General features: G+C 72.9%; 20 protein-coding genes. 6 read left to right on the plus strand and 14 right to left on the minus strand.

Going from position 1 to position 24,840, the window contains the following annotated elements; all coding sequences use genetic code 11:
• Nucleotides 1-425 precede the first annotated feature (425 nt).
• Nucleotides 426-1,433, minus strand: coding sequence for a stage II sporulation protein M (locus ACZ4XX_RS36400; protein ID WP_468512109.1), 1,008 nt, complete (start codon nucleotides 1,431-1,433; stop codon nucleotides 426-428).
• A 128-nt stretch (nucleotides 1,434-1,561) separates the two neighbouring features.
• Here ACZ4XX_RS36400 and ACZ4XX_RS36405 point away from each other — a divergent pair, with 128 nt between their 5' ends.
• The gene (locus tag ACZ4XX_RS36405) at nucleotides 1,562-2,515 is read left to right on the plus strand and encodes an RDD family protein (protein WP_468512133.1); all 954 of its coding nucleotides are present in this window, start codon (nucleotides 1,562-1,564) and stop codon (nucleotides 2,513-2,515) included.
• A 3-nt stretch (nucleotides 2,516-2,518) separates the two neighbouring features.
• Here the strand turns inward: ACZ4XX_RS36405 and ACZ4XX_RS36410 are convergent, their stop codons facing one another.
• From ACZ4XX_RS36410 to ACZ4XX_RS36445, 8 genes are all read right to left on the minus strand, one after another.
• Nucleotides 2,519-3,133, minus strand: coding sequence for a hypothetical protein (locus ACZ4XX_RS36410; protein WP_468512110.1), 615 nt, complete (start codon nucleotides 3,131-3,133; stop codon nucleotides 2,519-2,521).
• A 188-nt stretch (nucleotides 3,134-3,321) separates the two neighbouring features.
• A complete protein-coding gene (ahcY, locus tag ACZ4XX_RS36415; RefSeq protein ID WP_468512111.1) occupies nucleotides 3,322-4,776 on the minus strand; it encodes an adenosylhomocysteinase in 1,455 nt (484 codons plus the stop codon).
• Between the two features lie 359 nt (nucleotides 4,777-5,135).
• Nucleotides 5,136-6,101: a cation diffusion facilitator family transporter gene (locus ACZ4XX_RS36420; RefSeq protein WP_468512112.1), complete on the minus strand. Its 966-nt coding sequence runs from the start codon at nucleotides 6,099-6,101 to the stop codon at nucleotides 5,136-5,138.
• Between the two features lie 66 nt (nucleotides 6,102-6,167).
• Nucleotides 6,168-7,319, minus strand: coding sequence for a mannose-6-phosphate isomerase, class I (gene manA, locus ACZ4XX_RS36425; protein WP_468512113.1), 1,152 nt, complete (start codon nucleotides 7,317-7,319; stop codon nucleotides 6,168-6,170).
• 223 nt (nucleotides 7,320-7,542) lie between these two features.
• The gene (locus ACZ4XX_RS36430) at nucleotides 7,543-8,691 is read right to left on the minus strand and encodes an SIS domain-containing protein (RefSeq protein WP_383588354.1); all 1,149 of its coding nucleotides are present in this window, start codon (nucleotides 8,689-8,691) and stop codon (nucleotides 7,543-7,545) included.
• Nucleotides 8,692-9,417: 726 nt separating this feature from the next.
• Nucleotides 9,418-9,597 (minus strand): Trm112 family protein, encoded by a 180-nt coding sequence (locus ACZ4XX_RS36435; protein WP_073915537.1) that lies wholly within the window; start codon nucleotides 9,595-9,597, stop codon nucleotides 9,418-9,420.
• 96 nt (nucleotides 9,598-9,693) lie between these two features.
• Complete coding sequence (locus ACZ4XX_RS36440; RefSeq protein ID WP_468512114.1) at nucleotides 9,694-11,058, minus strand: phosphomannomutase/phosphoglucomutase; 1,365 nt, start codon at nucleotides 11,056-11,058, stop codon at nucleotides 9,694-9,696.
• Between the two features lie 103 nt (nucleotides 11,059-11,161).
• Nucleotides 11,162-11,536: a DUF3499 domain-containing protein gene (locus ACZ4XX_RS36445; RefSeq protein WP_468512115.1), complete on the minus strand. Its 375-nt coding sequence runs from the start codon at nucleotides 11,534-11,536 to the stop codon at nucleotides 11,162-11,164.
• A 349-nt stretch (nucleotides 11,537-11,885) separates the two neighbouring features.
• Here ACZ4XX_RS36445 and ACZ4XX_RS36450 point away from each other — a divergent pair, with 349 nt between their 5' ends.
• Nucleotides 11,886-12,341 (plus strand): metallopeptidase family protein, encoded by a 456-nt coding sequence (locus tag ACZ4XX_RS36450; protein WP_468512134.1) that lies wholly within the window; start codon nucleotides 11,886-11,888, stop codon nucleotides 12,339-12,341.
• A 47-nt stretch (nucleotides 12,342-12,388) separates the two neighbouring features.
• Here the strand turns inward: ACZ4XX_RS36450 and ACZ4XX_RS36455 are convergent, their stop codons facing one another.
• The 3 genes from ACZ4XX_RS36455 to ACZ4XX_RS36465 form a co-directional block, all read right to left on the minus strand.
• Entirely contained in the window at nucleotides 12,389-13,939 is a 1,551-nt protein-coding gene (locus tag ACZ4XX_RS36455; protein ID WP_468512116.1) for a DUF5719 family protein, read from the minus strand.
• Entirely contained in the window at nucleotides 13,936-17,691 is a 3,756-nt protein-coding gene (locus tag ACZ4XX_RS36460) for a glycosyltransferase family 2 protein (protein WP_468512117.1), read from the minus strand. The genes ACZ4XX_RS36455 and ACZ4XX_RS36460 overlap by 4 nt, the downstream gene beginning before the upstream one ends.
• A 299-nt stretch (nucleotides 17,692-17,990) precedes the next feature.
• Complete coding sequence (locus ACZ4XX_RS36465; protein WP_015033978.1) at nucleotides 17,991-18,254, minus strand: WhiB family transcriptional regulator; 264 nt, start codon at nucleotides 18,252-18,254, stop codon at nucleotides 17,991-17,993.
• Nucleotides 18,255-18,954: 700 nt separating this feature from the next.
• Here ACZ4XX_RS36465 and ACZ4XX_RS36470 point away from each other — a divergent pair.
• The 4 genes from ACZ4XX_RS36470 to ACZ4XX_RS36485 all read left to right on the plus strand — a co-directional run bounded on the left by ACZ4XX_RS36470 (nucleotide 18,955) and on the right by ACZ4XX_RS36485 (nucleotide 22,365).
• A complete protein-coding gene (locus tag ACZ4XX_RS36470) occupies nucleotides 18,955-19,476 on the plus strand; it encodes a cysteine dioxygenase (protein ID WP_468512118.1) in 522 nt (173 codons plus the stop codon).
• Nucleotides 19,477-19,489: 13 nt separating this feature from the next.
• Nucleotides 19,490-20,443, plus strand: a complete 954-nt coding sequence (gene cofD, locus ACZ4XX_RS36475; RefSeq protein ID WP_468512119.1) for a 2-phospho-L-lactate transferase — start codon at nucleotides 19,490-19,492, stop codon at nucleotides 20,441-20,443.
• Entirely contained in the window at nucleotides 20,440-21,762 is a 1,323-nt protein-coding gene (locus ACZ4XX_RS36480) for a coenzyme F420-0:L-glutamate ligase (protein ID WP_468512120.1), read from the plus strand. Before cofD ends, ACZ4XX_RS36480 begins: the two co-directional genes overlap by 4 nt.
• A gap of 99 nt (nucleotides 21,763-21,861) precedes the next feature.
• Nucleotides 21,862-22,365 carry a hypothetical protein gene (locus tag ACZ4XX_RS36485; protein ID WP_468512121.1) on the plus strand — a complete coding sequence of 168 codons (504 nt, stop codon included), beginning with the start codon at nucleotides 21,862-21,864 and terminating at the stop codon, nucleotides 22,363-22,365.
• Between the two features lie 208 nt (nucleotides 22,366-22,573).
• On the opposite strand, the gene ACZ4XX_RS36490 is transcribed toward ACZ4XX_RS36485, so the two are convergent.
• Both ACZ4XX_RS36490 and manB read right to left on the minus strand, forming a co-directional pair.
• Nucleotides 22,574-23,539, minus strand: a complete 966-nt coding sequence (locus ACZ4XX_RS36490; RefSeq protein ID WP_468512122.1) for a DNA-3-methyladenine glycosylase family protein — start codon at nucleotides 23,537-23,539, stop codon at nucleotides 22,574-22,576.
• 131 nt (nucleotides 23,540-23,670) lie between these two features.
• A complete protein-coding gene (gene manB, locus ACZ4XX_RS36495; RefSeq protein WP_468512123.1) occupies nucleotides 23,671-24,753 on the minus strand; it encodes a mannose-1-phosphate guanylyltransferase in 1,083 nt (360 codons plus the stop codon).
• Nucleotides 24,754-24,840: the final 87 nt, after the last annotated feature.

The following is a 24,840-nucleotide window of genomic DNA, read 5'->3' on the forward strand; positions in this document are numbered from 1 at the left end:
TCAACTAATCTGGCGTTGATTTTTGGCACGCTGTTGAGTTCTCAAGGAACGGACGCTTCCTTTGTACTCACCCTCTCGGGCTTTCCTCCGGGCTTTTCCTTCGTTCCGAAGCCTATCAGATCTTTCCGATCCGATTTCCTCGGCGCTTTCCGGTCCCTTTTGTTTTCACTCCGGGGGCCTTTCGGCGGTTCCGACTTTATCAGAATCATTCGGGCCGACCTAATCGGTGGCTTTTTTGATTCGAATAAGAATCGGGGTGACTCCGTGGAATCGAATTCCCGACCGGAGTGAGTGAGACTCTACTTGATCGCTGCCGAACTGTCCAGTTCTAGGCAACCGTTTAAATCTACCTCCCCACGTCTGCCATGTCAATGGCTTTTGTGGGCACCGGAGGACAGTAGCAGGTCAGCGGGGTCGTACGCACATCAGGCGGCGGCGGGGAGCTGCGCGCTGCGGTCCGGCTCCTCGAGGTCGCCCTGGTCGCCGGCGCGGGCGGCGCGGGCGCCGAGGACGTAGACGTAGGCGAGGAAGACCAGCTCAGCGGCGACGCCGATGGTGATGCGGGCCCAGGTGGGCAGGCCCGACGGGGTGACGAAGCCTTCGATCAGGCCCGAGACGAAGAGGACCAGAGCCAGGCCGATGGCCATGCCGACGGCGGCGCGGCCGCGTTCCGCGAGGGCTGCGCGGCGGGTGGTGGGGCCGGGGTCGATGACTGTCCAGCCGAGGCGGAGGCCCGTGCCGGCGGCCACGAAGACGGCGGTCAGTTCGAGCAGGCCGTGGGGAAGGATCAGGCCCAGGAACACGTCGAGGCGGCCCGCGGACGACATCAGGCCGATGCCGACGCCGACGTTCAGCATGTTGACGAAGAGGATCCAGAGCACCGGGATGCCCAGGAAGGCGCCCAGGACCAGGCACATGGCGGCGGCCTGGGCGTTGTTCGTCCAGACCTGGGCCGCGAAGGACGCCGCCGGGTTGCTGGAGTAGTACGTCTCGTACCGGCCGCCGGGGCGGGTCATCTCGCGGAGGTCGGCGGGGGCGCCGATCGCGGCCTGGACCTCGGGGTGCGTACCGATCCACCAGCCGATGAGAACGGCGAGCAGGGTGGAGAGGACGGCGGTGGGGACCCACCAGTGGCGGGAGCGGTAGACGGCCGCGGGGAAGCCGGCCGTGAGGAAGCGGGCCGCGTCGCGCCACGAGGAGCGGCGGGTGCCGGTGACCGTGGCGCGGGCGCGGGCCACGAGCTGGGTGAGCCGGGCCGTGAGCATCGGGTCGGGGGCGCTCGACTGCACGATCGAGAGGTGGGTGGCCGTGCGCTGGTACAGGGACACGAGTTCGTCTGCCTCGGCTCCGGTGAGCTTGCCGCCCCGGCGCAGGAGGTGGTCGAGGCGTTCCCACTCGGCGCGGTGGGCGGTGACGTAGACGTCGAGGTCCATGATCGGCTGCTGCTCCAGGCATCGGCTGCGGACGGTTCCGTACTGCTGCGGCGCGCTGCGGGTCAGCTTGGCAGACTGGCGTTCGGAGGGGTCGGGAAGGTCGGAGAAGGGTGGGTGCCGTGAGTGCCGTGAGTGACGTGGTGACCGGGGATGCCGTCGTACTGGGGTTGCAGCCTGCGCGGCTCCCGAGCCGGGCGTTGGCGGTGCTCATCGACCTGGTGGTGGTCTGGGCCGTGTACCTGCTGGTCACGCTCGGACTCGCGGTCGCGACCGCGTCGCTCGACGAGGCGGCGGTGACGGCCCTGTCCATCGCCTCCTTCCTTCTGATCCTGGTGGGGGCGCCCATCGCGGTGGAGACGCTGTCCCACGGGCGGTCGCTGGGGAAGCTGGCCTGCGGGCTCCGGGTGGTGCGGGACGACGGGGGGCCGATCCGGTTCCGGCACGCGCTCGTGCGGGGGGCCATGGGGGTCGTGGAGATCCTGATGACGTTCGGGGTCGTCGCCTGTGTCGCGTCGCTCGTGTCGGAGCGCGGGCGACGGGTCGGGGACGTCTTCGCGGGGACGCTCGTCGTGCGGGAGCGGACACCCGCGGCGCGGGTGCTCGCCGTTCCTCCGCCGCCGCCGTGGCTGGTGGGGCGTTTCGCCGGGCTCGATCTTTCGGCGGTGCCCGAGTCCCTGTGGCTGGAGATACGGCAGTACCTCACTCGGGCGCGTGAGCTGGACCCGGCGGTGGGGCGCCGGCTGGCGGAGCGGCTGGCCGACGAGCTGGTGGCGCGGACCGGGACGCCTCCGCCGCCGGGAGTGCCGGCCGACGCGTATCTGGCGGGGGTGGTCGCCGAGCGGCAGACGCGGGAGGCTCGGCGGGCGTTCGGCTCCGCAGGAGTCACCAGTGTGCCGGGGGTGGCGGGTGTGGTTGGGGTGAGTGGGGCGGTCGGGGCTGTGGGGATGCCGGCGCCGGGCTTCGTTCCTCCTGTCGCGCCTTCTCCGGCGGCCCCGCCGGCTGCTGCGCCGGTCGCCGCCTCCCCCGTGGCCGGTGGTCAGGAGGCCGTGGGACCCGCCACCGGGTTCGCTCCGCCCGCCTGATCGTCAGGGGAAGACCGACGGCGGGGTCTCCAGGGCTTCGAGCTCGATGCCGGGAGCGGAGAGGACCACGTCACCGGCGATGTGGACGGTGTGCCGTTCACCCGTGTCCAGGGCGCTGACCTGGTACTCGTCCACCATCAGCGGGCCGGTGTCAGTGGCGTGCGCTTCACTCTTCAGCAGGGCCCAGGACTGGTCGGTCGTGAGGGGGGCGAGCACGGGGTCCGTGAGGGCGACGAGCCTGACACGGGTCTCGGGGGAATCGGGGGTGAGACGCAGGAGTCGCGTGAGCGCGACGAGGAACGCCGGGGACGTGCCGGTGAAGGCGTGGGCGCGCACATTGCCTTCGGTGGCGTGGGTTCCGGTGGGGTCCGTGCGGACCCAGGTGACGCCGTCGAGGGCCGCGCCGCGGACCTGCCAGCCGGCGGCGTGGAGTTCGAGGCGGATGGGGCGGCCGAGTTCGTCGACGGCCAGGTCGACGGAGCCCTGATGGTCGCCCGAGGGGGTGGTGACCTGTGAGACGTAGCGCCAGCCGGAGGGGCCGGGCGCGCAGTGGAAGTGTTCGTCACCGAGGGGGGTGTGGTCGTGCGGGTCATGGAGCGAATATCGGCCGCGGGGCATGGGTCGGGTCCTCGGGACGGGGGCTTCCGGGTGTGGGGGTAGGGCCTGGGCCTGTCCGGCTCTGATCCGCCGGACGGGCCCGGTACGGGGCAGGCCCCCCGACACGGGGGTGCGGGGGGCCTGCCTGTTTCCTCTACGGGTGTCCGGGACGGCGCCGCGTCAGCGCGCGGGCGCCGCCGGCCGGGGCATCAGTAGCGGTAGTGGTCCGGCTTGAACGGGCCCTCGACCTCGACGCCGATGTAGGCGGCCTGCTCGGGGCGGAGGGTCGTCAGCTTGACGCCGAGGGCGTCCAGGTGGAGACGGGCGACCTTCTCGTCCAGGTGCTTGGGCAGCACGTACACGTCGGTCGGGTACTCCTGCGGCTTCGTGTAGAGCTCGATCTGGGCCAGGGTCTGGTCCGCGAAGGAGTTCGACATGACGAAGGAGGGGTGGCCGGTCGCGTTGCCCAGGTTGAGGAGGCGGCCCTCGGACAGCACGATGAGGACCTTGCCGTCGGGGTACGTCCAGGTGTGGACCTGCGGCTTGACCTCGTCCTTGACGATGCCCGGGACCTTGGCGAGGCCGGCCATGTCGATCTCGTTGTCGAAGTGGCCGATGTTCCCGACGATGGCCTGGTGCTTCATCTTGGCCATGTCCGTGGCCATGATGATGTCCTTGTTGCCGGTCGTGGTGATGAAGATGTCGGCCTTCTCGACGACGTCGTCCAGGGTCGTGACCTGGTAGCCGTCCATCGCCGCCTGGAGCGCGCAGATCGGGTCGATCTCGGTGACGATCACGCGGGCGCCCTGACCGCGCAGGGACTCGGCGCAGCCCTTGCCGACGTCGCCGTAGCCGCAGACGACCACGGTCTTGCCGCCGATGAGGACGTCGGTGGCGCGGTTGATGCCGTCGATGAGGGAGTGGCGGCAGCCGTACTTGTTGTCGAACTTCGACTTCGTCACGGCGTCGTTCACGTTGATCGCCGGGAAGAGGAGGTCGCCGGCCTGCTGCATCTCGTACAGGCGGTGGACGCCGGTGGTGGTCTCCTCGGTCACGCCGCGGATCTCGGACGCCAGCTGGGTCCACTTCTGCGGGTTCTCGCCGAGGGTGCGGTTGAGGAGACGGAGGATGTAGCCGTACTCCTCGCTGTCCGCGGTGGCGGGGTCCGGGGCCGAGCCGGCCTTCTCGAACTCGACGCCCTTGTGGACGAGGAGGGTGGCGTCACCACCGTCGTCGAGGATCATGTTCGGGCCGCCGGTGGGCGTGTTCGGCCAGGTGAGGGCCTGCTCGGTGCACCACCAGTACTCCTCGAGGGTCTCGCCCTTCCAGGCGAAGACCGGGACGCCCTGCGGGTTCTCCGGGGTGCCGTTCGGGCCGACGGCGATGGCCGCGGCCGCGTGGTCCTGGGTGGAGAAGATGTTGCAGGAGGCCCAGCGGACCTCGGCGCCGAGGGCGACCAGGGTCTCGATGAGGACGGCGGTCTGCACGGTCATGTGCAGGGAGCCGGTGACGCGGGCGCCGGCGAGGGGCTGCTGCTCGGCGTACTCGCGGCGGATCGACATCAGGCCGGGCATCTCGTGCTCGGCGAGGGTGATCTCCTTGCGGCCGAAGGTGGCCAGGGAGAGGTCGGCGACCTTGAAGTCCTGATGGGTGGCAGTCGTCATGACTGAGCTGCTCCTCGTGTGTTCGCGTGCGAGGGTCGGTTGGGGCGCCGGGCACCACGGAGGGTCCCTGGGCACACGAATGCCCGGGTTTTCCACGGTGCCGTCGTCGGAGGCCCTCTCTCCCTCGGCCGGTCCGCGAGGACCGCCCGACCGCCATCAGCAGCGACGTCTGGCTGGTCACGAATCTACACCGGACGGTGGGGCGGGCCACAGTCCGCGTCGGGCGGCGGGGCGTGATCCAGGCCCCGTACATACGCACGAGACCCCCGGGACCGTGGGGTCCCGGGGGCCTCGTGAGGAGGTGGGGCAGGTGCTCGCCGGTGATCACCTGGGGGTGCCGCCGGTCGGCCACCGGTCGGTCAGTGGTCGTCGCCGTCCGGGGCCTTCGTCAGGTCCGTGCGGGCCGGGGCGGCGTTCTCGTTGTAGATGTCCGGCTCCAGATAGATGACCCGGGCGATCGGGACGGCGGCGCGGATGCGCTCCTCGGCGGCGTTGATGGCGTGCGCGACCTCGGCGGCCGAGTCGTCGTGCTGGACCGCGATCTTGGCGGCGACCAGGAGCTCCTCCGGACCGAGGTGGAGCGTACGCATGTGGATCAGGCGGGTGACGGTCTCGCCGTCCACGACCGCGGCCTGGATCCGCTCGACCTCGTCGGTGCCGGCGGACTCGCCGAGCAGCAGCGACTTGGTCTCGGCGGCCAGCACGATCGCGATGGCGATCAGCAGGACACCGATGCAGAGCGTGCCGATGCCGTCCCAGACGCCGTCGCCGGTCAGCAGGGCGAGGCCGACGCCGCCGAGCGCGAGGACGAGGCCGACGAGCGCGCCGAGGTCCTCGAGGAGGACGACGGGCAGCTCGGGGGCCTTGGCCCGGCGGACGAACTGCGTCCAGGTGAGCCCGCCGCGGATCAGGTTCGATTCCTGGATGGCGGTACGGAAGGAGAAGGACTCGGCGATGATCGCGAAGACGAGGACGCCGACCGGCCAGTACCAGGCCTCGATCGGGTGCGGGTCCTTGATCTTCTCGTAGCCCTCGTAGATGGCGAACATGCCACCGACGGAGAAGAGCACGATGGAGACGAGGAAGGCATAGATGTACCGCTCGCGGCCGTAGCCGAAGGGGTGCTGCGGAGTCGCCTCGCGCTGCGCCTTCTTGCCGCCGAGGAGCAGCAGACCCTGGTTGCCGGAGTCGGCGAGCGAGTGGACGCTCTCCGCGAGCATCGACGACGAACCACTGAAGAGGAACGCCACGAACTTGGCTACGGCGATCGCCAGGTTGGCGGCGAGTGCCGCCACGATCGCCTTGGTTCCGCCTGACGCGCTCATGGGTGTACGGGGTCCCTTCGTCGATGCACCGGCTCTGTCGCCGCGGTTCGGCCGGTCATTGTCGCATCAGGTCACGACGGTGGCGCGAAAGACCGTCCCCGTACCGGTGAGTTCGGTCCGCTCGCCCGCGGGCACGAAGACGGATTCGCCGGCGGCGAGGGTCACTTCGCCCGCTTTCGGGCGGCCCGCGACGGCGAGCAGGATCTGCGGGGTGGGGCTCGTCAGGTCGTTCGGGGCCGCGCCCTCCGGCCGTACGAGACGGGAGAGGCGGAACTCGTCGATCGGGGTGTCGTAGACCTCTTCCCCGGACGGGGAGGCCTCGGGGCGCAGGACGGCCGGGTCGGTCGGCTCGAAGCGGACCACGCGCAGGAGTTCGGGAACGTCGATGTGCTTGGGGGTGAGCCCGCAGCGCAGCACGTTGTCCGAGTTGGCCATGATCTCGACGCCGAGTCCCGAGAGGTAGGCGTGCGGGACGCCCGCGCCCAGGTAGAGGGCCTCGCCGGGCTGGAGCGTGATCCGGTTGAGGAGCATCGCGGCGATGACACCGGGGTCGCTCGGGTAGTGGTGGGCGAGGGTCGCGTACGGGGTGTGCTCGCCGCCGAGACGGTCGGCGGCCGCGGCCGCCTCCGCCACGGTGTGCGCCATCTCGTCCGGGTCGGCGGTCAGCAGTGCCGTCAGGACCTCGCGGAGCGCGGCCTCTTCGGGGTGGGCGTGCAGGAGGTCGACGTACGGCTTGAGGGAGTCGACGCCGAGCGCGGCGAGCAGGTCCGCGGCCTCGACGGGCGCGCGGAATCCGCACAGGCCGTCGAAGGGGGTGAGCGCGCAGATCAGCTCGGGCTTGTGGTTGGCGTCCTTGTACGTGCGGTGCGGGGCGTCGACCGGGATGCCCGCCGCTTCCTCGGCCGCGTAGCCGGCCTGCGCCTGGGCGAGGTCGGGGTGGGCCTGGAGGGAGAGCGGGGCGCCGGCGGCGAGCACCTTCAGCAGGAACGGCAGGCGCGGGCCGAACTTGCCGACGGAACGCTCCCCCAGTTCGCCTACGGGATCGGCGTCGATCAGCGCGTTCAGCGAGCCGCGCCCGGTGCGGGAAGGGGCGCCGGGGTGGGCGCCCATCCACATCTCGGCCTGGGGCTCGCCGGTCGGGGCGACGCCGAGCAGCTCCGGGATGGCCGTCGTGGATCCCCAGGCGTAGGGGCGAACGGTGTTGACGAGGCGGTCCATGGTGCCTGCCAGCTCCTCGGGTGGTGACGGATGGTGAGGTGAGGGGTGTCGGGAGACAGGTGACAGGGGGCGGGTGGCGGGTGGGTTACGGGGTGATGGACGGGGTGGTGGACGCAGTGCTGGACGGGGATTTGTCCGTGTGGGGGTGGGGTCTGCGGGGTCGGGTGGGACTGGTGGGGTGAGGTGGGGCTCGGGGGTGAGGGGCCTGTTCTCCGGGGTGCGCTCAGAGCGCCGTGCGGCCCGGGGTCGCCAGGGAGAGGTAGACCGCCGCGAAGTCGGTCACCGCGAGCAGTTCCGCCAGGGTCTCCAGGTCACCACCCTCCTCCGGTTCCAGCTCGCTGATCGCCGTCTCGTGGCTCAGCGCCAGCTCGCGTGCAGCGTGGGCCGCGGTCAGACCGTCCGACGGACGGTCCCTCAAGAGGACCACCCGGGCGCGGAGCGCCTGCGGCTCGTCCACCCGGTCACGGAAGAAGTCCTCGGGGTCGGCGCCCGCCGCGTAGTCACCCGCGAGGAGGACGCCGTGGGCCGGGAGGGCCTCCGGGAGTTCCGCGGCGAGCGCCGGCAGACCCGCGAGCTCCGCCAGGACCGCGGCGAACCTGCGGCCCGCCGGGCCCGCGGCCGCGCCCTCCGTCCAGATCAGCGGCAGCGTGTCCGCGAGCTCGGCGGCGAGCGTCTTCGCCGGGTTGCTGTACGTGGCGATGGCCGGGCCGCAGCGCTCCGCCGTACGGTCCAGCCGGTCGGCGACCTTCTCCAGTGCCTCGGGCGGGGCCTCCAGGAGACCGACCCGGTCCAGCAGCATGAGCAGCGGGGTGAACAGGGCCCACAGGGTGCCGGGGCTCGCCGCGATGTTCTCGGCGTACTCGTTCGGGGCCTCGTTCGGGGCGCTGGCCATCGGCACGAACAGACCGCGTGAGCCGCTGACCGTCTCGGTGAGCGGCGAGGCCTTGGGCGCCACGGCGACGACGGTGATCCCGCGGCGGTACGCCTGCTCCGCGAGGAGCGCCAGGCCCGGTTCGGAGCCGTCCGTCGTCGGAAGCAGGAGCAGGTCCACGGAGCCCGCCCAGCCGGGCAGCGCCCAGCGCAGGGCGCCCGCGGCGGGGGCGACGCCGGTCGGCTGGAGGCGTACGACGGGTGCCGAGGCTCCTGCCAGGGCGCCGATCAGGTCGGCGACGGCCGCGGCGGCGGTGCCCGGGCCGGCGACGAGCACGGCGCGGGGGCGGCCCTCGGGGTGGAGGTCCGCGATGCCGGCCTCTGCGGCGTGCCTCGCCGCCGTCCTTACCCGGGCGCCGGCTTCGGCGGCGCCGCGGAGGAGGCCGCGGCGGTCTGCCAGGGCGAGGTCGTCCGGGGCGTCGAGGAGGGTCTCGTCGAGCATGGGGCGGGTGCCTCCGGTCGCGTCGTCGTCGCGGGGCCCTTGGGCGGGCGGCTCGGGCGGGTGCCCTGTGGTGCGGGGCCCTCGGGCGGGCTCAGCGTGCTGTGTGGTGCGGGCACTTTCCATGGTGCGGGGCTCGCGGTGCGCGTGCGGGGTGGTGCAGGTGCGGGGTGGTGCGCGTGCGGGTGGTGCAGGTGCGGGGTGGTGCGCGTGCGGGTGGTGCAGGTGCGGGGGGTGGTGCAGGTGCGGGGTGGTGCGCGTGCGGGTGGTTCGGGTACGGGCGGTTCGGGTGCCTGCGGTGCGCCCGGCCGTCGGCGGCGCGGGCCGGGGGCACGGCCTGGTCCCGTCCCATGCGGCTCGGGCCTGGTCCCGTCCCATGCGGTGTGAACCGGAGCCCCTCCGCAGGGGCCCGAGTCCCGCGCCGTACGAACCGGACCTCCGGTCGTGCACGCGGGTCGGGGACCCGCCGTGCGATGCGGGCCTGGTCCGAGCCCCCTGCCGCACCGGCCCGGAGCCCGGGACGCACTGCCGGGTCCCGTCACCCCGCGGCGCGAGCCGAGTCCCCCGGGGCGCGGAAGTCCTTGGCCGGGCACGCCGGCCCGGCTCCGTGCGGTGTGGGCCGGGGTTCGGGTCGTGGGCCGACGGTCCACGCCTGCCACGCCCTGCTTCGCGCCATCGGGTCGCTCCCTGGTGGCGGCGCCGTGAGGCGGTCCGTGTCGCGGTCCCCGCTTACGGGCGGCGGGCCTCGTCCGTCAGGAGGACCGGGATGTTGTCGCGGACCGGGTAGGCGAGGCCGCAGTCGGGGCTCGTGCAGATGAGTTCGGGGGTCTCGTCCGCCGTGCGGTCGTTCAGTGGAGCGTGGCACGCGGGGCAGGCCAGGATCTCCAGGAGGCCGGCTTCGAGCGGCATGGGGTGTCCCTTCGAACAAGCGGTTTCGGGCCAGGTCAGCCTACCGCCGGGGGACGGGGGGCGCCCCGTTCCCCGGCGGTGGGTGGCGCGCGGAGGTCAGGCCGTGGTGCGGACCAGGGCCAGGACCTCGTCGCGGATCCTCGTCATCGTCGCCTCGTCGCGGGCCTCGACGTTGAGGCGCAGCAGCGGCTCCGTGTTGGAGGCGCGGAGGTTGAACCACCAGTCCTGTGCCGTCACGGTCAGGCCGTCCAGGTCGTCGAGGGTGACGTCCCCGCCCTCGTACGCGGCCTTGACCTTGGCCGCGCTCGACTTCTGGTCCGCCACCGTCGAGTTGATCTCGCCCGAGGAGGCGTAGCGGTCGTACGCCGCCACCAGGGCCGACAGGGTGCCGTCCTGGCCGCCGAGGGCCGCCAGGACGTGGAGCGCGGCCAGCATGCCGGTGTCCGCGTTCCAGAAGTCCTTGAAGTAGTAGTGCGCCGAGTGCTCGCCGCCGAAGATCGCGCCGGTCTTCGCCATCTCCTCCTTGATGAAGGAGTGGCCGACGCGCGTACGGACCGGCTCGCCGCCCTGCTCGCGGACGACCTCGGGCACCGACCAGGAGGTGATCAGGTTGTGGATGATCGTTCCACCGGGGTGCTTCGCGAGCTCGCGTGCCGCCACCAGGGCCGTGATCGCGGACGGCGAGACCGGCTCGCCGCGCTCGTCCACGACGAAGCAGCGGTCGGCGTCGCCGTCGAAGGCCAGCCCGAGGTCGGCGCCCTCGGCCAGGACGCGGGCCTGGAGGTCGACGATGTTCTTCGGGTCCAGCGGGTTGGCCTCGTGGTTCGGGAACGTGCCGTCCAGCTCGAAGTACATGGGGACCACGTCGAGCGGCAGGCCCTCGAAGACCGTGGGGACGGTGTGGCCGCCCATGCCGTTGCCCGCGTCCACCACGACCTTGAGGGGGCGGATCGTCGTCAGGTCGACCAGGGACTTCAGGTACTGCGCGTAGTCCTTGAGGGTGTCCCGGTGGGTGATCGTGCCCGGGGTCCCGGCGGCTTCCGGCGCGCCGGTCTCCGACCAGCCCTCGGCGAGTTCCCTGATCTCCGTCAGGCCCGTGTCCTGGCCCACCGGGGCGGCGCCCGCGCGGCACATCTTGATGCCGTTGTACTGGGCCGGGTTGTGCGAGGCGGTGAACATCGCGCCGGGCAGGTCGAAGCTGCCGGAAGCGAAGTACAGCTGATCGGTGGAGCAGAGTCCGATCAGGGTGACGTCGGCGCCGAGGCGGGCCGCGCCGCGCGCGAAGGCGTCCGCCAGGCCGGGCGACGAGGGGCGCATGTCGTGGCCGATGACGATCGCGTTCGCGTCCGTCACCCGTACGAAGGCGGCACCGAAGAGCTCGGCGAGCGACTCGTCCCACTGGTCGGGTACCACTCCGCGGACGTCGTACGCCTTCACGATCTGCGACAGATCGGCAGTCACGGATCCACCCTCCTGAGTTCTCGGCACGCGTGTGCGGCGCGTGTACGGAACGCCAAAACTACCCGGAGTGGGGAGGGGGTACGTGGACGGTGGCCGGTTGCGCTCAGTTGTCCGGCGAGCGGAGCACTCTCAGGTGCCCTCTGCGGCCGACCTCCATGGGGTCGCCGCCGCGGCCCTTGCCGCCGGCCTCGGCCGCGCGTTCCTGGGGGCGGGCCGCTTCCCGTACCGCGTTGGCCAGGGCTTCGAGGTCGTCGCCGCTGGGGCGTGGCGGGGCGGATCCGTCGGTCAGCCGCACGACCTCCCACCCGCGTGGCGCGGTCAGGCGCTCGCTGTGCTGGGCGCACAGGTCGTAGCAGTGGGGCTCGGCGTAGGTGGCGAGCGGGCCGAGGACCGCAGTCGAGTCGGCATAGACGTACGTCAGTGTCGCGACGGCAGGGCGGCCGCACGCAGTGCGCGAACAGCGACGTACAGGGCTCACGACGTTGGACGGTACCGCACTCTTGAGCGGGCCGCGACGACTCGCCCACAGGTCACTCCACCGTGTCGCGCCGTGACCTCCGCCACCCCCCTTCGCGTGGCGCCCGCTCCGACCTGCGCGGGAGGGGGCACAAGGGGGTGGCGCCGGGAGTCGATCAGGACACTCGGGGGTATGGATCCGGTCATCCACGGCCAGATGGCCGATCGCGAGTGGCCCTCGAATCGGGCGGGTGGTTGGCCGGAACGTTCAGGTTTCGACAGGGGGTGGAGTGGTGCCGCCGGAACACCCGGGAAGGTGGCGAGGATGCGCCACGGTGCGGGGCACCGATGAGGGTTACGCTGCGTCAGTGATGGACAGTCCTGTGCCGCCGAGCCCTCCGCACCACTCCACGGAGCCCCCGGCGGAGCCCCGGGTGCGCCGCCGCGACCGGCACGGCCGCGGGATGCGGGGGCCGGTCGCCCCGCCCCAGGTGCCGCTCTCCACGAGCCGGGCCGACACCTTCCGCGATCTCGTCCTCGACTCGGTGGAGCGTCTCGAGCGGCGCTGGCCGCAGCTCGCCGACGTCGAGTTCCTCGTCATGGAGGTGCCGCCGTCGGTGCCCGGCGAGACGGTGCCGCTGGGCGGCTCGGCGCCCGCCGAGAAGAACGATCCCGCCCGGGTCGTCGTCTACCGGCGGCCGGTCGAGATCCGCTCCAAGAACAGGGACGAGCGGGCGCTCCTCGTCCACGAGGTCGTCGTGGAGCAGGTCGCCGAGCTGCTCGGGCTCTCCCCCGAGTCGGTCGATCCCCGGTACGGACAGGACTGACGGGACCGACCTGGGCCGGCAGGACCGACCGACCAGGCCGACCGGGCCTAGTCCAGGACCCCCAGGTCCTGGCGGGCCGACGGGACCTCGACCGTGCCCCGGTCGTCGACGAAGGTCTGGACGGTGAACATCGGGGTGCCGTCCAGCGGTACCGCCAGCGTCCTCGACGCGTACACCTTGCCCCCGGAGACCGGTTCGACGGTCAGCGCGTAGGAGCCCTTGAGGCCCCCGGGGACCAGGTCGGTCAGGGCCGTCGTCGTGCCCTCCCTGACCGTGACCGTCTTCGTCACCGGCGTCCCCCCGCCGGAACCCGCCGAGGCGGTGACCTTCACCTGCGCCGCCGCACCGACGGCGGTCAGGGCAAGCGTCGTCCCCTTGGCCCGGTTGTCGGCGATCGTCGCGCGGGCGGCGATCGCCGCGGTCGCCGGTACGAAGGCGACCTCGGTGTCGTCGCCCTTGCCGCGGACCACCCGCAGGGCGGCCACGACCGGGGTGGGCTTCTTCGGGTCGCTCGGGCTGAGCATCAGCGAGCCCACCTCGCCGCGGGTCAGGTCCGGCAGCTCGACGGCGGCCGTCATCCCCGACTTCACGTGCAGGGAGCGGGCGCTCGCCGGGACGATCGTGCCGCTCCGGGTGACCAGCTGGATCTTCAGGTCCGCGTCGTCCTCGCCCGGTACGAACGCCACGAGGCGTACGGAGGTGGCGTCCCCCGGGATGCCGGGGAGCACGGCGGTGCTCGCCGGGTCGGCCGAGGCCGCGAGCCAGTCGCTGCCGAGCTTCTCGTCGGCGGAGCCGATGGCCGCGCCGACCCGGCCGCTGCGGGTGGTGACGTGAACGGTGACGGACTGCTGCGCGGCCTCGCCCGTGAGGGTGGAGAGCAGGACGGGGACCGTGGAGCGGGCGGGGACCGGAATGCCCTCGGTGAACTGGGACTTGAGGACGCCCTCGGGGCCGTACAGCTCGATGTCGGCGACGGCGGCCGTGTCGTCCGGGTTGGTGAGGTGGACGTAGTCCTGGCGTTCCTTGGCGGTGGAGGCCGCGGGGAACCAGAAGTCGGTGTCGGGGGCGCCGCAGCCGAGGCCGAGGAGGCCGCGGGCGCCGCCCGCCGGGACGACGGTGGTCTGCTGGACGGTCCAGCCGGGGGCGAGGGCGCCGGTCGCCGCACCGGTGAGGGCGGGTACGGCGGGGCCGTTCGCCTCGACGGTGACGGGCTTGCCGGGGGCGGTGACGGTGGCCGGGGCCTTCGGGGCCTTCGCCTTCTGGCCGCCCTTGGTGGCGCCGCCGGAGGTCGTCGTGCTCGCGGCGGGCCGCAGCTGGGCGGTGGCGGCGGGCTTGTCGGCCGTGCCGGAGCCGCCCGTGCCGCCCTTCGCCGCGTCCGTACCGGCGCCGCCGGGCGGGGTGTACGAGGTGTAGAGGGTCTCGGCCACCTCGGAGGTGCTGGGCATCGGGCAGGCCAGGCCCGCGCGCTCGACCGGCAGCCGGGTGGGCGCCTCGACCCGGGGGGCGGCGGCGCCGTCCGGGGTGGTGAAGGACGCGAAGCCGGTGACGGCGGCGAGCGCCGTGGCGCCCGCGATCAGGGAGAGGGTCGTGCGCTTCACTGGTTGCTGCTCCCGTCGGGACGCTGCTCGGTCTCGTGGCCCTGGGGGTGCCCGTACCCGTAGTTGTACGGGTCGTACTGCTGCGGGTCGTACGGCTGCTGTTGCTGCCCGTACTGCTGCTCGCCGTACTGCCCCTGCTGCGGGTCGTACTGCTGCTGGTCGTAGCCCTGGTCGGCGTACGGCTGCTGCTGGTCGTACTGCTGCGGCTGCTGCTCGTAGCCCTGCTGGGGGTACGCGTACGGCTGCTGCTGGTACGGGTCGGCCGCGTACTCCTGGTAGTAGCCCTGCTCGGCGTACGCCTGAGGCTGGGGCTGCTCCTGGTGGCCGCCCTGCGGCTGTTCCTGGGCCTGCGCGTAGGCGGGGTCGTAGCCGCCGTCCCACCCCTGGGGCTCCTGGGTCTGCTGCTCCGGGATCGCGGTGGTGTCCTGCGCCGGGTCCTGGCCGTCGGTCTCGGCGGTCTCGCCCTCCGCCTCTGCCTCCGCGGCGGCGCGCAGGCGGCGGGCACGGCGGCCGTCGCCCTCGGTGGCCTGGGCGGGGATCGCGAGCTCCTCCTCGGGCAGGTCGTCGTCGATCTCGCGGCGCCGACCGGGGAGGGCGAGGACGAGGAGGAAGACGGCGAGGCCGACCTGGGCCCAGATCCACGCGGTCCGGGTGAGGGGCTGGTCGTACGTGAGGTCGAGGCGGCCGGCCTCGGCGGGGAGTTCGAAGCCCTGGGCCCAGCCGTCGACGGTGGTGCGGGTCAGCTCCTTGCCGCCGAGGGTGGCGGTCCAGCCCTCGTCGGCGCGGTCGGCGAGGCGCAGGACGCGGCCGGCGGGGCCGGCCGGGATGTCGGTGTGCGCCTCGACGGGGCCGGCGGCGACGGCGACCGGGGCGGTCGTCGCCTTGGCGGAGTCCGTGGTGCCCTGCGTCGCCCCGTCCGCGGTCTTCGCCGCGGGCGGGACGATCATGACGCGGGCGATCTCGCGGTCCACGCGCCAGAGCGCGCTGCCGTCGAGCTGGCTGAGGCGGCTGAGGCCGGGGGTGGAGTCGAGGACGCGGCTCATCTGGCGCGGCGCCCCGTCCCGTACCAGGACGTAGCGGATCGCGTAGCCGCTGAGCTGCTGGGTCTGGTCGGCACCGGAGCCGGCGACCAGGTGGGAGACGACGTCGTCGAGACGCGGGTCGTCCTCGGCGGCCGCGGTGAGCTCGGCGTCGCCGAGGCGGGCGCCGGAGCCGCGGACCAGGGTGTACGTGACCTCACCGGGCGAGGTGCCGCCGAGGACGAGGGTGCGGGGCTGGTCGCGGGTGCCGGACTCCTCGGCGACGAACGCCGGGACCTGGACCGGGTCGCGCCGGGTCAGCGGGCCGTCGGCGCCGGCGATCATCCAGCCGACGGCGGCGACGGCCGGGCCGAGCGCGCAGGCGAGGCCGATGAGGGCGGCGACGGGCTGGCGCCAGCCGAAGCCGTGGGCGGCGACGCGGGTGCGGCCGCCCTCGGCGCCGATCATGCCGGCGGCGATGAGGGCGGCGCCGTAGACGAGGGTGGCGGGTCCGGCCCAGCCGGTGCCGCCCGCGCCGTTGGACAGGGCGGCGAAGAGGAGGCCGGCGAGGCCGGCGGCCCAGGCGGCGCGGACGGCGAGCTGCCGCTCCTCGCGCAGCAGCCCGGCCAGGCCGGCGAGGACGAGGCCGGCCAGCAGGAGGCCGCCGGTGGTGCCGGGGCCGCCGGGGCTGGTGCCGAGCAGGTCGAGCGCGGTGGCCGTGCCCGTGCGGATGTCGAGGCCGGCCTCGCGCAGGAACGCGGCCGGGTCGGTGAGCAGGGTCAGCGACCAGGGGGCGAGGACGAGGACCGGGGTACCGACGGCGGCCAGGAAACGCAGCCCGTACGCGGTGATGTCGGAGCGGCGGACGACGAGCACGCCGAGGCCGAGGAGGACGGCGAGCGGCCAGACGACCGGGGTGAACGCGGTCGCGAAGGTCAGCAGGAAGGTGTACGCCCAGGTGGCCCGCCAGCTGCCCCGGTCCGGCCGGTTGAAGCCGTGGGCGGCGACGGCCGCGCGGGCCGTCAGCGGCAGCAGGATCGCGAGGACCGCGGTGCCGAGCCGGCCGGTGGCGAGGGCCCCGGTGGCGGCGGGCAGGAAGGCGTACGCGATGGCGCCCCACGCGCGCAGGAGCCGGGACTCGACGATGCCGCGGGCGGCGAAGTACGCGGTGAAGCCGGCGAGCGGGACCGAGCAGACGAGCAGCACGGTCAGCGCGGTGGAGGTGGAGCCGAGGAAGAGCGCGGAGAGCGCGGCCAGGACGGCGAGGTACGGCGGGGCGGTCTGGGTGCCGCCGGTGCCGAGGGCGTGCCAGCCGTCGGCGTAGCGCGACCAGAGTTCGGAGACGGTGTCGGGCGCGGGCAGCAGGGCGCCGCCGGCCAGCGAGCCGCCGGCGAAGAGGTTGCGGGAGGCGACCAGGGAGATGAGGAGCAGGAGGCCGAAGAGGACCGGGCCCGGCTTGCGGGCGATCTTCTTGAGCCGGGCGAACTGCTCGATCTCCAGGTAGTCGGCGTCGTCGCCGCCGGGTCCGGACTCGACGACGCCGTGGCGGGAGCCGCCGGAATCGGCCTCGGAGCCACCGAAGTCGGCGGTGATCTGTTCGACGGCGGCGCGGACGGTGGCGCCGGGCGGCGGGAACAGCGGGCGGAGTTCGGCCGCCGGGACGACGGGGTTCTTGCGGCGCTTGCGGGCGGCGAGGATCTTCTCGGGGCGCAGCAGGGTGGCGAGGAGGCCCATGACCTCGTCGACGGCCTGCCCGGGGACCTTGCCGACGAGGTAGGCGAGGGTGCGGAGCAGGGTGCTGACGACGAGCCGGACCAGGACGTACGGGAGGGCGGCGCCGCGGCTGTTGGCGAGGAGGGTGTAGACGGCGCCGGCCTTGTCGACGCGGTGCGGGTTGGCCGCGGAGCGTCCGGCGCAGTCGACGGTGCGGCGCTCGCGGGCGGAGGCCTCGGCGTGCCGGAGGACGGCGTCGGGGGCGATCAGGACGCGGTGTCCGGCGGAGTGGGCGCGCCAGCACAGGTCGACGTCGTCGCGCATGAGGGGCAGGCGGCGGTCGAAGCCGCCGAGCTCCTCGAAGACGTCGCGGCGGACGAGCATGCCGGCGGTGGAGACGGAGAGGACGGAGCGGACCTGGTCGTGCTGGCCCTGGTCCTGCTCGCGGCGGTCGAGCCCGGTCCAGCGGCGACCGCTGCGGGCGATGGAGACGCCGGTCTCCAGGAGCTGCTTCCGGTCGTACCAGCCGCGCAGTTTGGGGCCGATGACGGCGGCGTCCGCGTCGGAGTCGGCGACGCGCAGGAGTTCGGCGAGGGCGCCGGGCTCGGGGGCGCAGTCGTCGTGGAGCAGCCAGAGCCACTGGACCGGTTCGCCGTGCGGGAGTTCGGGGAGGTCGTACGCCTCGTCGTTCCAGCTCCGGCTGACCGGGTCCCAGCCGCTGGGGCGCTTCAGATAGGCGAGGTCCTCGGGTCCGAGCACGGGTGCGGTGCGGACGGCCTCCTCGACGGCGGCACCGAAGCCGGTGCGGCGGGCGAGATGGAGGACGCGGTCGGCGCCGATGCCGTCGGCGAGGAGCTGCGCCGAGTCGTCGGCGCTGCCGGTGTCGGCGGCGACCGCGTTCTGCACGGGGCGTTCCTGGGCGAGCAGCCCGGCGAGGGCGTCCGGCAGCCAGCGGGCGCCGTCGTGGGTGACGAGCACGGCGGTGACGACGTGTCGCGGAAACTCAGGAGTTGAGGACATCGAGCTACGGGCCCTCCGGCCGGGGTCGCCCGCGGGGGGCGTGGGAAGCGTCTCGGACGGAGGCCCACACTAACGGCTGCACGCGGAGCGGTCCGCCGCCCTGTGGACAGAGCGGGAGGAAGGGTTTCCCCTGACGGACGCGGAACGGTCCGCCGCCTGTGGGTGAACCACAGGGGGCGGACCGTTCGGTGGGTCCTTGTGTACGGGCCGTGCCGCGCGGGGCCCGGGAGGCTTCGCGCGGGACCCTGGAGACTGCTTCGCGCGGGGCCCGGGAGGCTTCGCGTGGTGCGAGCGGCGGCTCAGACCGCGGCCTTCTTCAGGCGGCGTCGCTCGCGCTCGGAGAGGCCGCCCCAGATGCCGAACCGCTCGTCGTTCTGCAGGGCGTATTCGAGGCATTCGGAGCGGACCTCGCAGGCGAGGCAGACCTTCTTGGCCTCTCGGGTCGAGCCGCCCTTCTCGGGGAAGAAGGACTCGGGATCGGTCTGGGCGCACAGCGCGCGCTCCTGCCAGCCGAGTTCTTCGTCCGCGTCCTCGACCAGCAGTTCCTGGAACAACTCGGTCATGTGCGCCCCTCGTCTGTTCTGTGCGTCCCCGTGGTCTTGCCGTTGCGAACCCGGCCGAACGACACGAGTGAAATTACAAGTTCGTGCTCTGCGCGAGTCAAGCCGAGATCTGCTATTGGGCCTCGTATTCACTCTGCGGAACCAAGCCTATGCGGAAAGTGTTCAAATCACCAAAAAACGAGACACATGCCACCGGCCTGGGCGCACCGTGCGCGACCCTTCACAAGGGAGGACGTCCGAGACTTGGATCTTGTTGCGATCCAGCCATGGAAGCGACCCGGATCACAGTCCGGTCACGGACCGGCCGAGATCCACATCGTGACCGAGCGTGGTCGATCACGAGGGTGCCGCCATGTTTACGGGCACGGTTGAAGCGCCATCTGTCCTGGTCCGCGGCTGAACAAACCTTTCTCCGCGCACTGTAACCGGATGAGGTGAAACATTACCCCCAAATCGGGCATTGGGTTGACAGTCGGGTGCCGTTCCGGCCACCTTTGGTGGCATGCCAGCGACCGCAGCGCTCTCCGCGACCCACAACCGTGGGTTCCGCAGCGCTGTCCAGGCGCGCTGTTGCTGTTGCTGTCCCAGCTGTTGATGCCGTAGAGCTCCAGCTTCTCTCCCAGCGTCACCCTGCGTCACTCGCGTCACCTCTTCACCGTGACCCCACCGCTTCTGTTTCTGCTGAGGAACCACCCCACCCATGAACATGGACAGCGACCTTCAGATCGCCGGCGACATCCTCGAGGTCCCGCACCTCCTCCAGCCCGAGCGCGCCCACCCCCAGACAGTGGCCGAGTTCGCCGGACTGGCACGCTCGATCGCCGACGACCGCGCCCAGTGGGCCCCGTACGTCGAGTACGACGCCACCACCCGCTGGTACCACCGGCTGCGCACCGGCCCCGGCTACGAGGTGTGGCTGCTCTCCTGGGTGCCCGGCCAGGGCAGCGGGCTCCACGGCCACGGAGTGTCCTCGGGCGTACTGACCCTCCTCGAGGGCGAACTGACGGAGCGTACGGAGCGGGGCACCCGGGCGCTCGCGCCGGGCTCGCAGCGGGTGTTCGCACCCGGGTACGTCCACGAGGTCGTCAACGACTCCCTCGAACCGGCCGTCAGCCTGCACGTCTACTTCCCCGGCCTCACCGAGATGCCGATGCACGAGTCGCTCCAGGCGCAGTGCGCCCCCGTCACCGCCCCTCGCACCCCGGGTGCCGTCGTCGCCTGACAGACTGCTGTGCATGCGCATTGTGGTTCTGGCCGGCGGTATCGGTGGTGCTCGTTTCCTTCGCGGCCTCAAGCAGGCCGCGCCGGACGCGGAGATCACGGTCATCGGCAACACCGGTGACGACATCCATCTCTTCGGGCTGAAGGTCTGCCCCGACCTGGACACGGTGATGTACACCCTCGGCGGTGGCATCAACGAGGAGCAGGGCTGGGGACGCACGGACGAGTCCTTCACCGTCAAGGAGGAACTCGCGGCGTACGGCGTCGGACCCGAGTGGTTCGGCCTCGGCGACCGGGACTTCGCGACCCACATCGTCCGTACGCAGATGCTCGGCGCGGGCTACCCGCTGAGCGCCGTCACCGAGGCGCTCTGCGCCCGCTGGCAGCCGGGCGTACGCCTGCTCCCCATGTCCGACGACCGCGTCGAGACGCATGTGGCGATCGAGGTCGACGGCGAGCAGCGCGCGGTGCACTTCCAGGAGTACTGGGTGAAGCTGCGCGCCTCCGTCGACGCGAAGGCGATCGTGCCGGTCGGCGCGGAGGCCGCGAAGCCCGCGCCGGGCGTCCTGGACGCCATCGCCGAGGCGGACGTCATCCTCTTCCCGCCGTCCAACCCCGTGGTGAGCGTCGGGACGATCCTGGCCGTGCCCGGGATCCGTGAGGCGATCGTCGCGGCCGGGGCGCCCGTCGTGGGCCTCTCCCCCATCGTCGGCGACGCGCCCGTGCGCGGGATGGCCGACAAGGTGCTCGCGGCGGTCGGCGTGGAGTCGACGGCGGCGGCGGTCGCCGGGAACTACGGTTCCGAGCTCCTCGGCGGCTGGCTCGTCGACACCGTCGACGCGGGCGCGGTCGCGGACGTCGAGGCGGCGGGCATCCGCTGCCGGGCGGTCCCGCTGATGATGACGGACGTCGATGCGACGGCCACGATGGCACGGGAGGCGCTGGCGCTCGCGGAGGAGCTGCGGTGACGTCGTCGGTGGAACCCCGGGAGGCTCCCTCGTACCGGGTCTGGGCGCTGCCCGGGCTGCCCGAGGTGACGGCCGGGGACGACATCGCCAAGCTGATCGCCTCCGTCTCGCCGGACCTCGTCGACGGGGACGTCCTCCTCGTCACCTCCAAGATCGTGAGCAAGGCCGAAGGCCGGGTGATCGCCGCCGACGACCGCGAGGAGGCCATCGACGCCGAGACGGTACGGGTGGTGGCGCGGCGCGGCACCCTGCGGATCGTCGAGAACCGTCAGGGGCTCGTCATGGCCGCCGCCGGGGTCGACGCGTCCAACACCCCCGCCGGGACCGTCCTGTTGCTGCCCGAGGATCCCGACGCCTCGGCGCGGCAGATCCGCTCGGGGCTGCGCGAGGCGCTCGGCGTCGACGTGGGCGTCGTCGTCACGGACACCTTCGGGCGGCCCTGGCGCGGCGGTCTCACCGACGTGGCCATCGGCGCGGCCGGAGTGCGGGTCCTCGACGACCTGCGCGGCGGTACCGACGCGTTCGGCAATCCGCTGAGCGCGACGGTGGTCGCCACGGCGGACGAACTCGCCGCCGCGGGCGACCTGGTGAAGGGCAAGGCGGCGGGTCTGCCGGTGGCCGTCGTGCGCGGCCTGCCGCACACGGTCGGCGGGGACGAGGAGCCGGGGGCGCGGGCACTGGTGCGCTCCGCCGCGGACGACATGTTCCGGCTCGGCACCTCGGAGGCCGTACGGGAGGCGGTGACGCTGCGGCGGACCGTACGGGAGTTCACCGGGGACCCGGTCGACCCGGGCGCGGTACGACGGGCGGTCGCGGCCGCCGTGACGGCGCCGGCCCCGCACCACACCACGCCGTGGCGGTTCGTGCTCTTGGAGTCGGAGTCGTCACGGGTCCGGCTGCTCGACGCGATGCGGGACGCCTGGATCGCGGACCTGCGGCGGGACGGCAAGTCCGAGGAGTCCGTCGCGAAGCGGGTCCGGCGCGGGGACGTCCTGCGCAACGCGCCGTACCTCGCGGTGCCCTGCCTCGTGATGGACGGCTCCCACCACTACGGCGACCCGCGCCGGGACGCCGCGGAGCGCGAGATGTTCGTGGTGGCGGCCGGCGCGGGCGTCCAGAACTTCCTGGTGGCGCTGGCCGGTGAGCGGCTGGGCTCGGCGTGGGTGTCCTCGACGATGTTCTGCCGGGACGTCGTACGGGAGGTCCTCGACCTGCCCGCCACATGGGACCCGCTGGGCGCGGTCGCCATCGGCCACCCGGCGGCGGCACCGAGGGAGCGGGCGGCCCGGACGGCTTCGGAGTTCGTCGAGGTGCGGTAGGCGCGGTGGCCGGTGCACCGGCCGAGTGCGGAAAAGCCCTGCCCCCGTGACGGCCCGGCCACTATCGTCCGCCTCAGGCCATGTGTGACAAGGGGGGGCATGTTCACGTCCAGCACCTCGGGGCTCAGGCGGTGCATCGTCTGTGCTCAGCCGGTCAGCCCGAAGAAGCTCGTCCTCGTCCGTGACGGACGGCCGGCGCATCGCGCCTGCCGTCCGGTGACGGGCGTTCCCCTCCGGGTCGCGACCGCCGCAGCGGCTGCTGCAGCCGCTGCCGCTCCGAAGCCGCCGAAGCCGATGAGCCGGGCCGAACTGCTCCGTCGGCTCGACGAACTGCGCAGGCGGGACGCGCGGAGGAAAGGGGCCGAGTCCACCGGCGGTGCCGCCGCCGGGAAGCCGAAGCCCGCCAGGAAGGCGACTGCCGCGAAGAAGGCGGCTGCCCGCACCGGCTCCTCCGGGACGGCCGCGCGCGGCCCGCGCCGGACACCCTCCGACTCCGCCGGCGGTGTCCGGGCCGTGGCCTCCGGCGGGTCGCAGCCGTACTACGGCGTCGAGATGAAGTCCGTCGGCGGCCGGTGGGTGCAGATGCACCCGGACTCCGAATAGGGATCGGGACCGGCGACCCGGCCCGGGCGGGCCCCTAGATCCTGTCGTCACACTCCCGTCGTCGCCCGAAGGGCGGCCCCGCGGCGTCAGGTGCGTGCTCTCGGCGCGCCGGGCACAAGTCCTCGTACTGGAGTACTCGGGCTTGCGCCCGGTGCGGCGAGAGCGCGTGCATGGCGTCGCGGGGCAGGCGGGAGTTTGACGACAGGGCCTAGAGTCCCGTGATGTCGCCCGGGGTCATGCGGGGTGCTCTGCGGGGTGGGGTGTGGCCGCTGAGGAGGATCAGGCGGGCGGCGCGGTGGCGCTGGCCTTCGTAGGGGGCCAGGAGGGCCAGCATCGCCTCGTCGTCGGTCGTGCGGTCGCCCGCGAGGGCCCAGCCGATGATGCCGGGGAGGTGGAGGTCGCCGGTGGTGACCTCGTCGGGGGCGCCGTTGCTGCGCTGGATCGTCTCCGCGCTCGTCCACGGGCCGATGCCCGGGATCAGTTCCAGGCGCTTGCGGGCCTCGGGCGGGTCCATGTGCGCGGCTTCCTCCAGGCGGGCCGCGACCCTGGCCGCGCGAACGATCGTCGCGGCGCGCTTGCCGTCGACGTTCGCTCGGTGCCACTCCCAGGACGGGATCCGCGTCCACGTACGCGCGTCCGGCATCACGCACATGCCGTCGGGCACCGTCTCCGGGCCCGGCGCGGGCTCGCCGTACTTCCGTACGAGCAGCCGCCACGACCGGTAGGCCTCGTCCGCCGTGACCTTCTGCTCCAGGACCGACGGGATCAGCGACTCCATCACCAGGCCCGTACGGGTCAGCCGGAGGCCCGGGCGGCGGCGGTGGGTGGCCAGGACCAGCTTGTGGCGGGGGACGAAGGCCGTGGGGTCGTCCCCGGCGCCGAGCAGCGCGGGGAGGTTCTCCAGAAGCCAGTCCGCGCCCGCGCCCCAGGCCTCCGCCTCGGGCCGGCCGTCGCGGACGGCGACGCGGATCGTGCCCGGGCCTTCGGGGGTGCGGCTGGCCCGCCAGACGGAGCCGTCGGGGGTCACGCGGAAGGTGGGGTCGGCGGGGCCGCGGCGGAGGGGGCCGAGGGTGAGGCCGAGGTCCAGGGGAGCGGTGGCCTCTCGGCGGGGTACGGGGCTGTCACCGCCGCGGACGGTGCTGCGGGTGGTGGGTGGGGTGTAGCGGCCGGCCATGGCTATGAGCGTAGCCGGGGCGGGGACGCGTGCACACGACTGTGGTGCGGCGCGGAGGCATGCCCGACGGTGGCGCGGCACGGACGTATGCCCGCTGCGTGAGGGGGCATACGTCCGGTCGGTCGTCCTTGCTACTGGTCCGAGGAGAAGCGGACCGTGCCTGCCGGAAGGGTGGCGTCGCACCAGATTCTTATGCCGTCGCGGAGCTCGTTGTCGGCGCCCACCTGCGCGCCGTCGCCGATCACCGCGCCCGCCAGGACCGTACGCGCGCCGATGCGGGCGCCCGCGCCGATCAGGGAGTCGGTGACCACCGCGCCCGGTTCGACGACCGCGCCGGCCAGCAGTGTGGAGCCCGTGATGCGGGCGCCCTCGCCGACGACCGCGTCCGCGCCGACGACCGTGCCGCCGGTCAGCTTGGCGTCGGGGGCGACACGGGCCGACGGGAGGACCAGGCGGTCGCCGCAGCGGCCCGGGACGGCCGGGGAGGGAGCGCGGCCCAGGACCAGGTCGGCGGAGCCGCGGACGAAGGCCTGCGGGGTGCCGAGGTCCAGCCAGTACGTGGAGTCGACCATGCCCTGGAGGTGGGCTCCGGAGGAGAGGAGTTCCGGGAAGGTCTCGCGTTCGACCGAGACGGGGCGGCCGGCGGGGATCCGGTCGATGACCGAGCGCCGGAACACGTACGCGCCGGCGTTGATCTGGTCGGTGACGATCTCCTCGGGCGTCTGCGGCTTCTCCAGGAAGGCCGTGACGCGGCCGGTGGCGTCCGTGGGGACCAGGCCGAAGGCGCGCGGGTCCTCGACCCGGGTGAGGTGCAGCGAGACGTCCGCACCGGAGGAGGAGTGGGTGGCGACGAGGGCCTGGATGTCGAGGCCCGTGAGGATGTCCCCGTTGAAGATCAGGACCGGGTCGTCGGGGCCCGAGTGCAGTCGCGAGGCGACGTTGCGTATCGCGCCGCCGGTGCCGAGCGGCTCCTCCTCGGTGACGTACTCCAGGCTCAGGCCGAGCGCCGAGCCGTCACCGAAGTGCGGCTCGAAGACCTCGGCCAGGTAGGAGGTGGCGAGCACGATGTGCTCGACGCCGGCGGCGCGGGCGCGGGCCAGTTGGTGCGTCAGGAAGGGGACGCCGGCCGCCGGAACCATGGGCTTGGGCGTGTTGACCGTGAGCGGTCGCAGCCGTGTTCCCTTGCCACCGACCAGGAGGATCGCTTCTGTCACCTTGTCGTCTCTGCTTCCTGTTCGGGGCTGGTCAGCTCGCCCGTCTCGGTCGTCCGTGCGATATGACCGGTCAGTTTAGGCAGATGG

The organism is Streptomyces sp. NPDC029956, assembly GCF_055574655.1.

Bases quoted from the DNA above. Each gene is read 5' to 3' on its own strand.
- ACZ4XX_RS36420 (WP_468512112.1), bottom strand. From the start codon at position 6,101: ATGAGCGCGTCAGGCGGAACCAAGGCGATCGTGGCGGCACTCGCCGCC.
- ACZ4XX_RS36435 (WP_073915537.1), bottom strand. From the start codon at position 9,597: ATGCCGCTCGAAGCCGGCCTCCTGGAGATCCTGGCCTGCCCCGCGTGC.
- ACZ4XX_RS36485 (WP_468512121.1), top strand. From the start codon at position 21,862: ATGTTCACGTCCAGCACCTCGGGGCTCAGGCGGTGCATCGTCTGTGCT.
- ACZ4XX_RS36430 (WP_383588354.1), bottom strand. From the start codon at position 8,691: ATGCTCGACGAGACCCTCCTCGACGCCCCGGACGACCTCGCCCTGGCA.
- cofD (WP_468512119.1), top strand. From the start codon at position 19,490: ATGCGCATTGTGGTTCTGGCCGGCGGTATCGGTGGTGCTCGTTTCCTT.
- ahcY (WP_468512111.1), bottom strand. From the start codon at position 4,776: ATGACGACTGCCACCCATCAGGACTTCAAGGTCGCCGACCTCTCCCTG.
- ACZ4XX_RS36400 (WP_468512109.1), bottom strand. From the start codon at position 1,433: ATGGACCTCGACGTCTACGTCACCGCCCACCGCGCCGAGTGGGAACGC.
- ACZ4XX_RS36450 (WP_468512134.1), top strand. From the start codon at position 11,886: ATGGACAGTCCTGTGCCGCCGAGCCCTCCGCACCACTCCACGGAGCCC.
- ACZ4XX_RS36470 (WP_468512118.1), top strand. From the start codon at position 18,955: ATGAACATGGACAGCGACCTTCAGATCGCCGGCGACATCCTCGAGGTC.
- manA (WP_468512113.1), bottom strand. From the start codon at position 7,319: ATGGACCGCCTCGTCAACACCGTTCGCCCCTACGCCTGGGGATCCACG.
- ACZ4XX_RS36460 (WP_468512117.1), bottom strand. From the start codon at position 17,691: ATGTCCTCAACTCCTGAGTTTCCGCGACACGTCGTCACCGCCGTGCTC.
- ACZ4XX_RS36490 (WP_468512122.1), bottom strand. From the start codon at position 23,539: ATGGCCGGCCGCTACACCCCACCCACCACCCGCAGCACCGTCCGCGGC.
- ACZ4XX_RS36465 (WP_015033978.1), bottom strand. From the start codon at position 18,254: ATGACCGAGTTGTTCCAGGAACTGCTGGTCGAGGACGCGGACGAAGAA.
- ACZ4XX_RS36410 (WP_468512110.1), bottom strand. From the start codon at position 3,133: ATGCCCCGCGGCCGATATTCGCTCCATGACCCGCACGACCACACCCCC.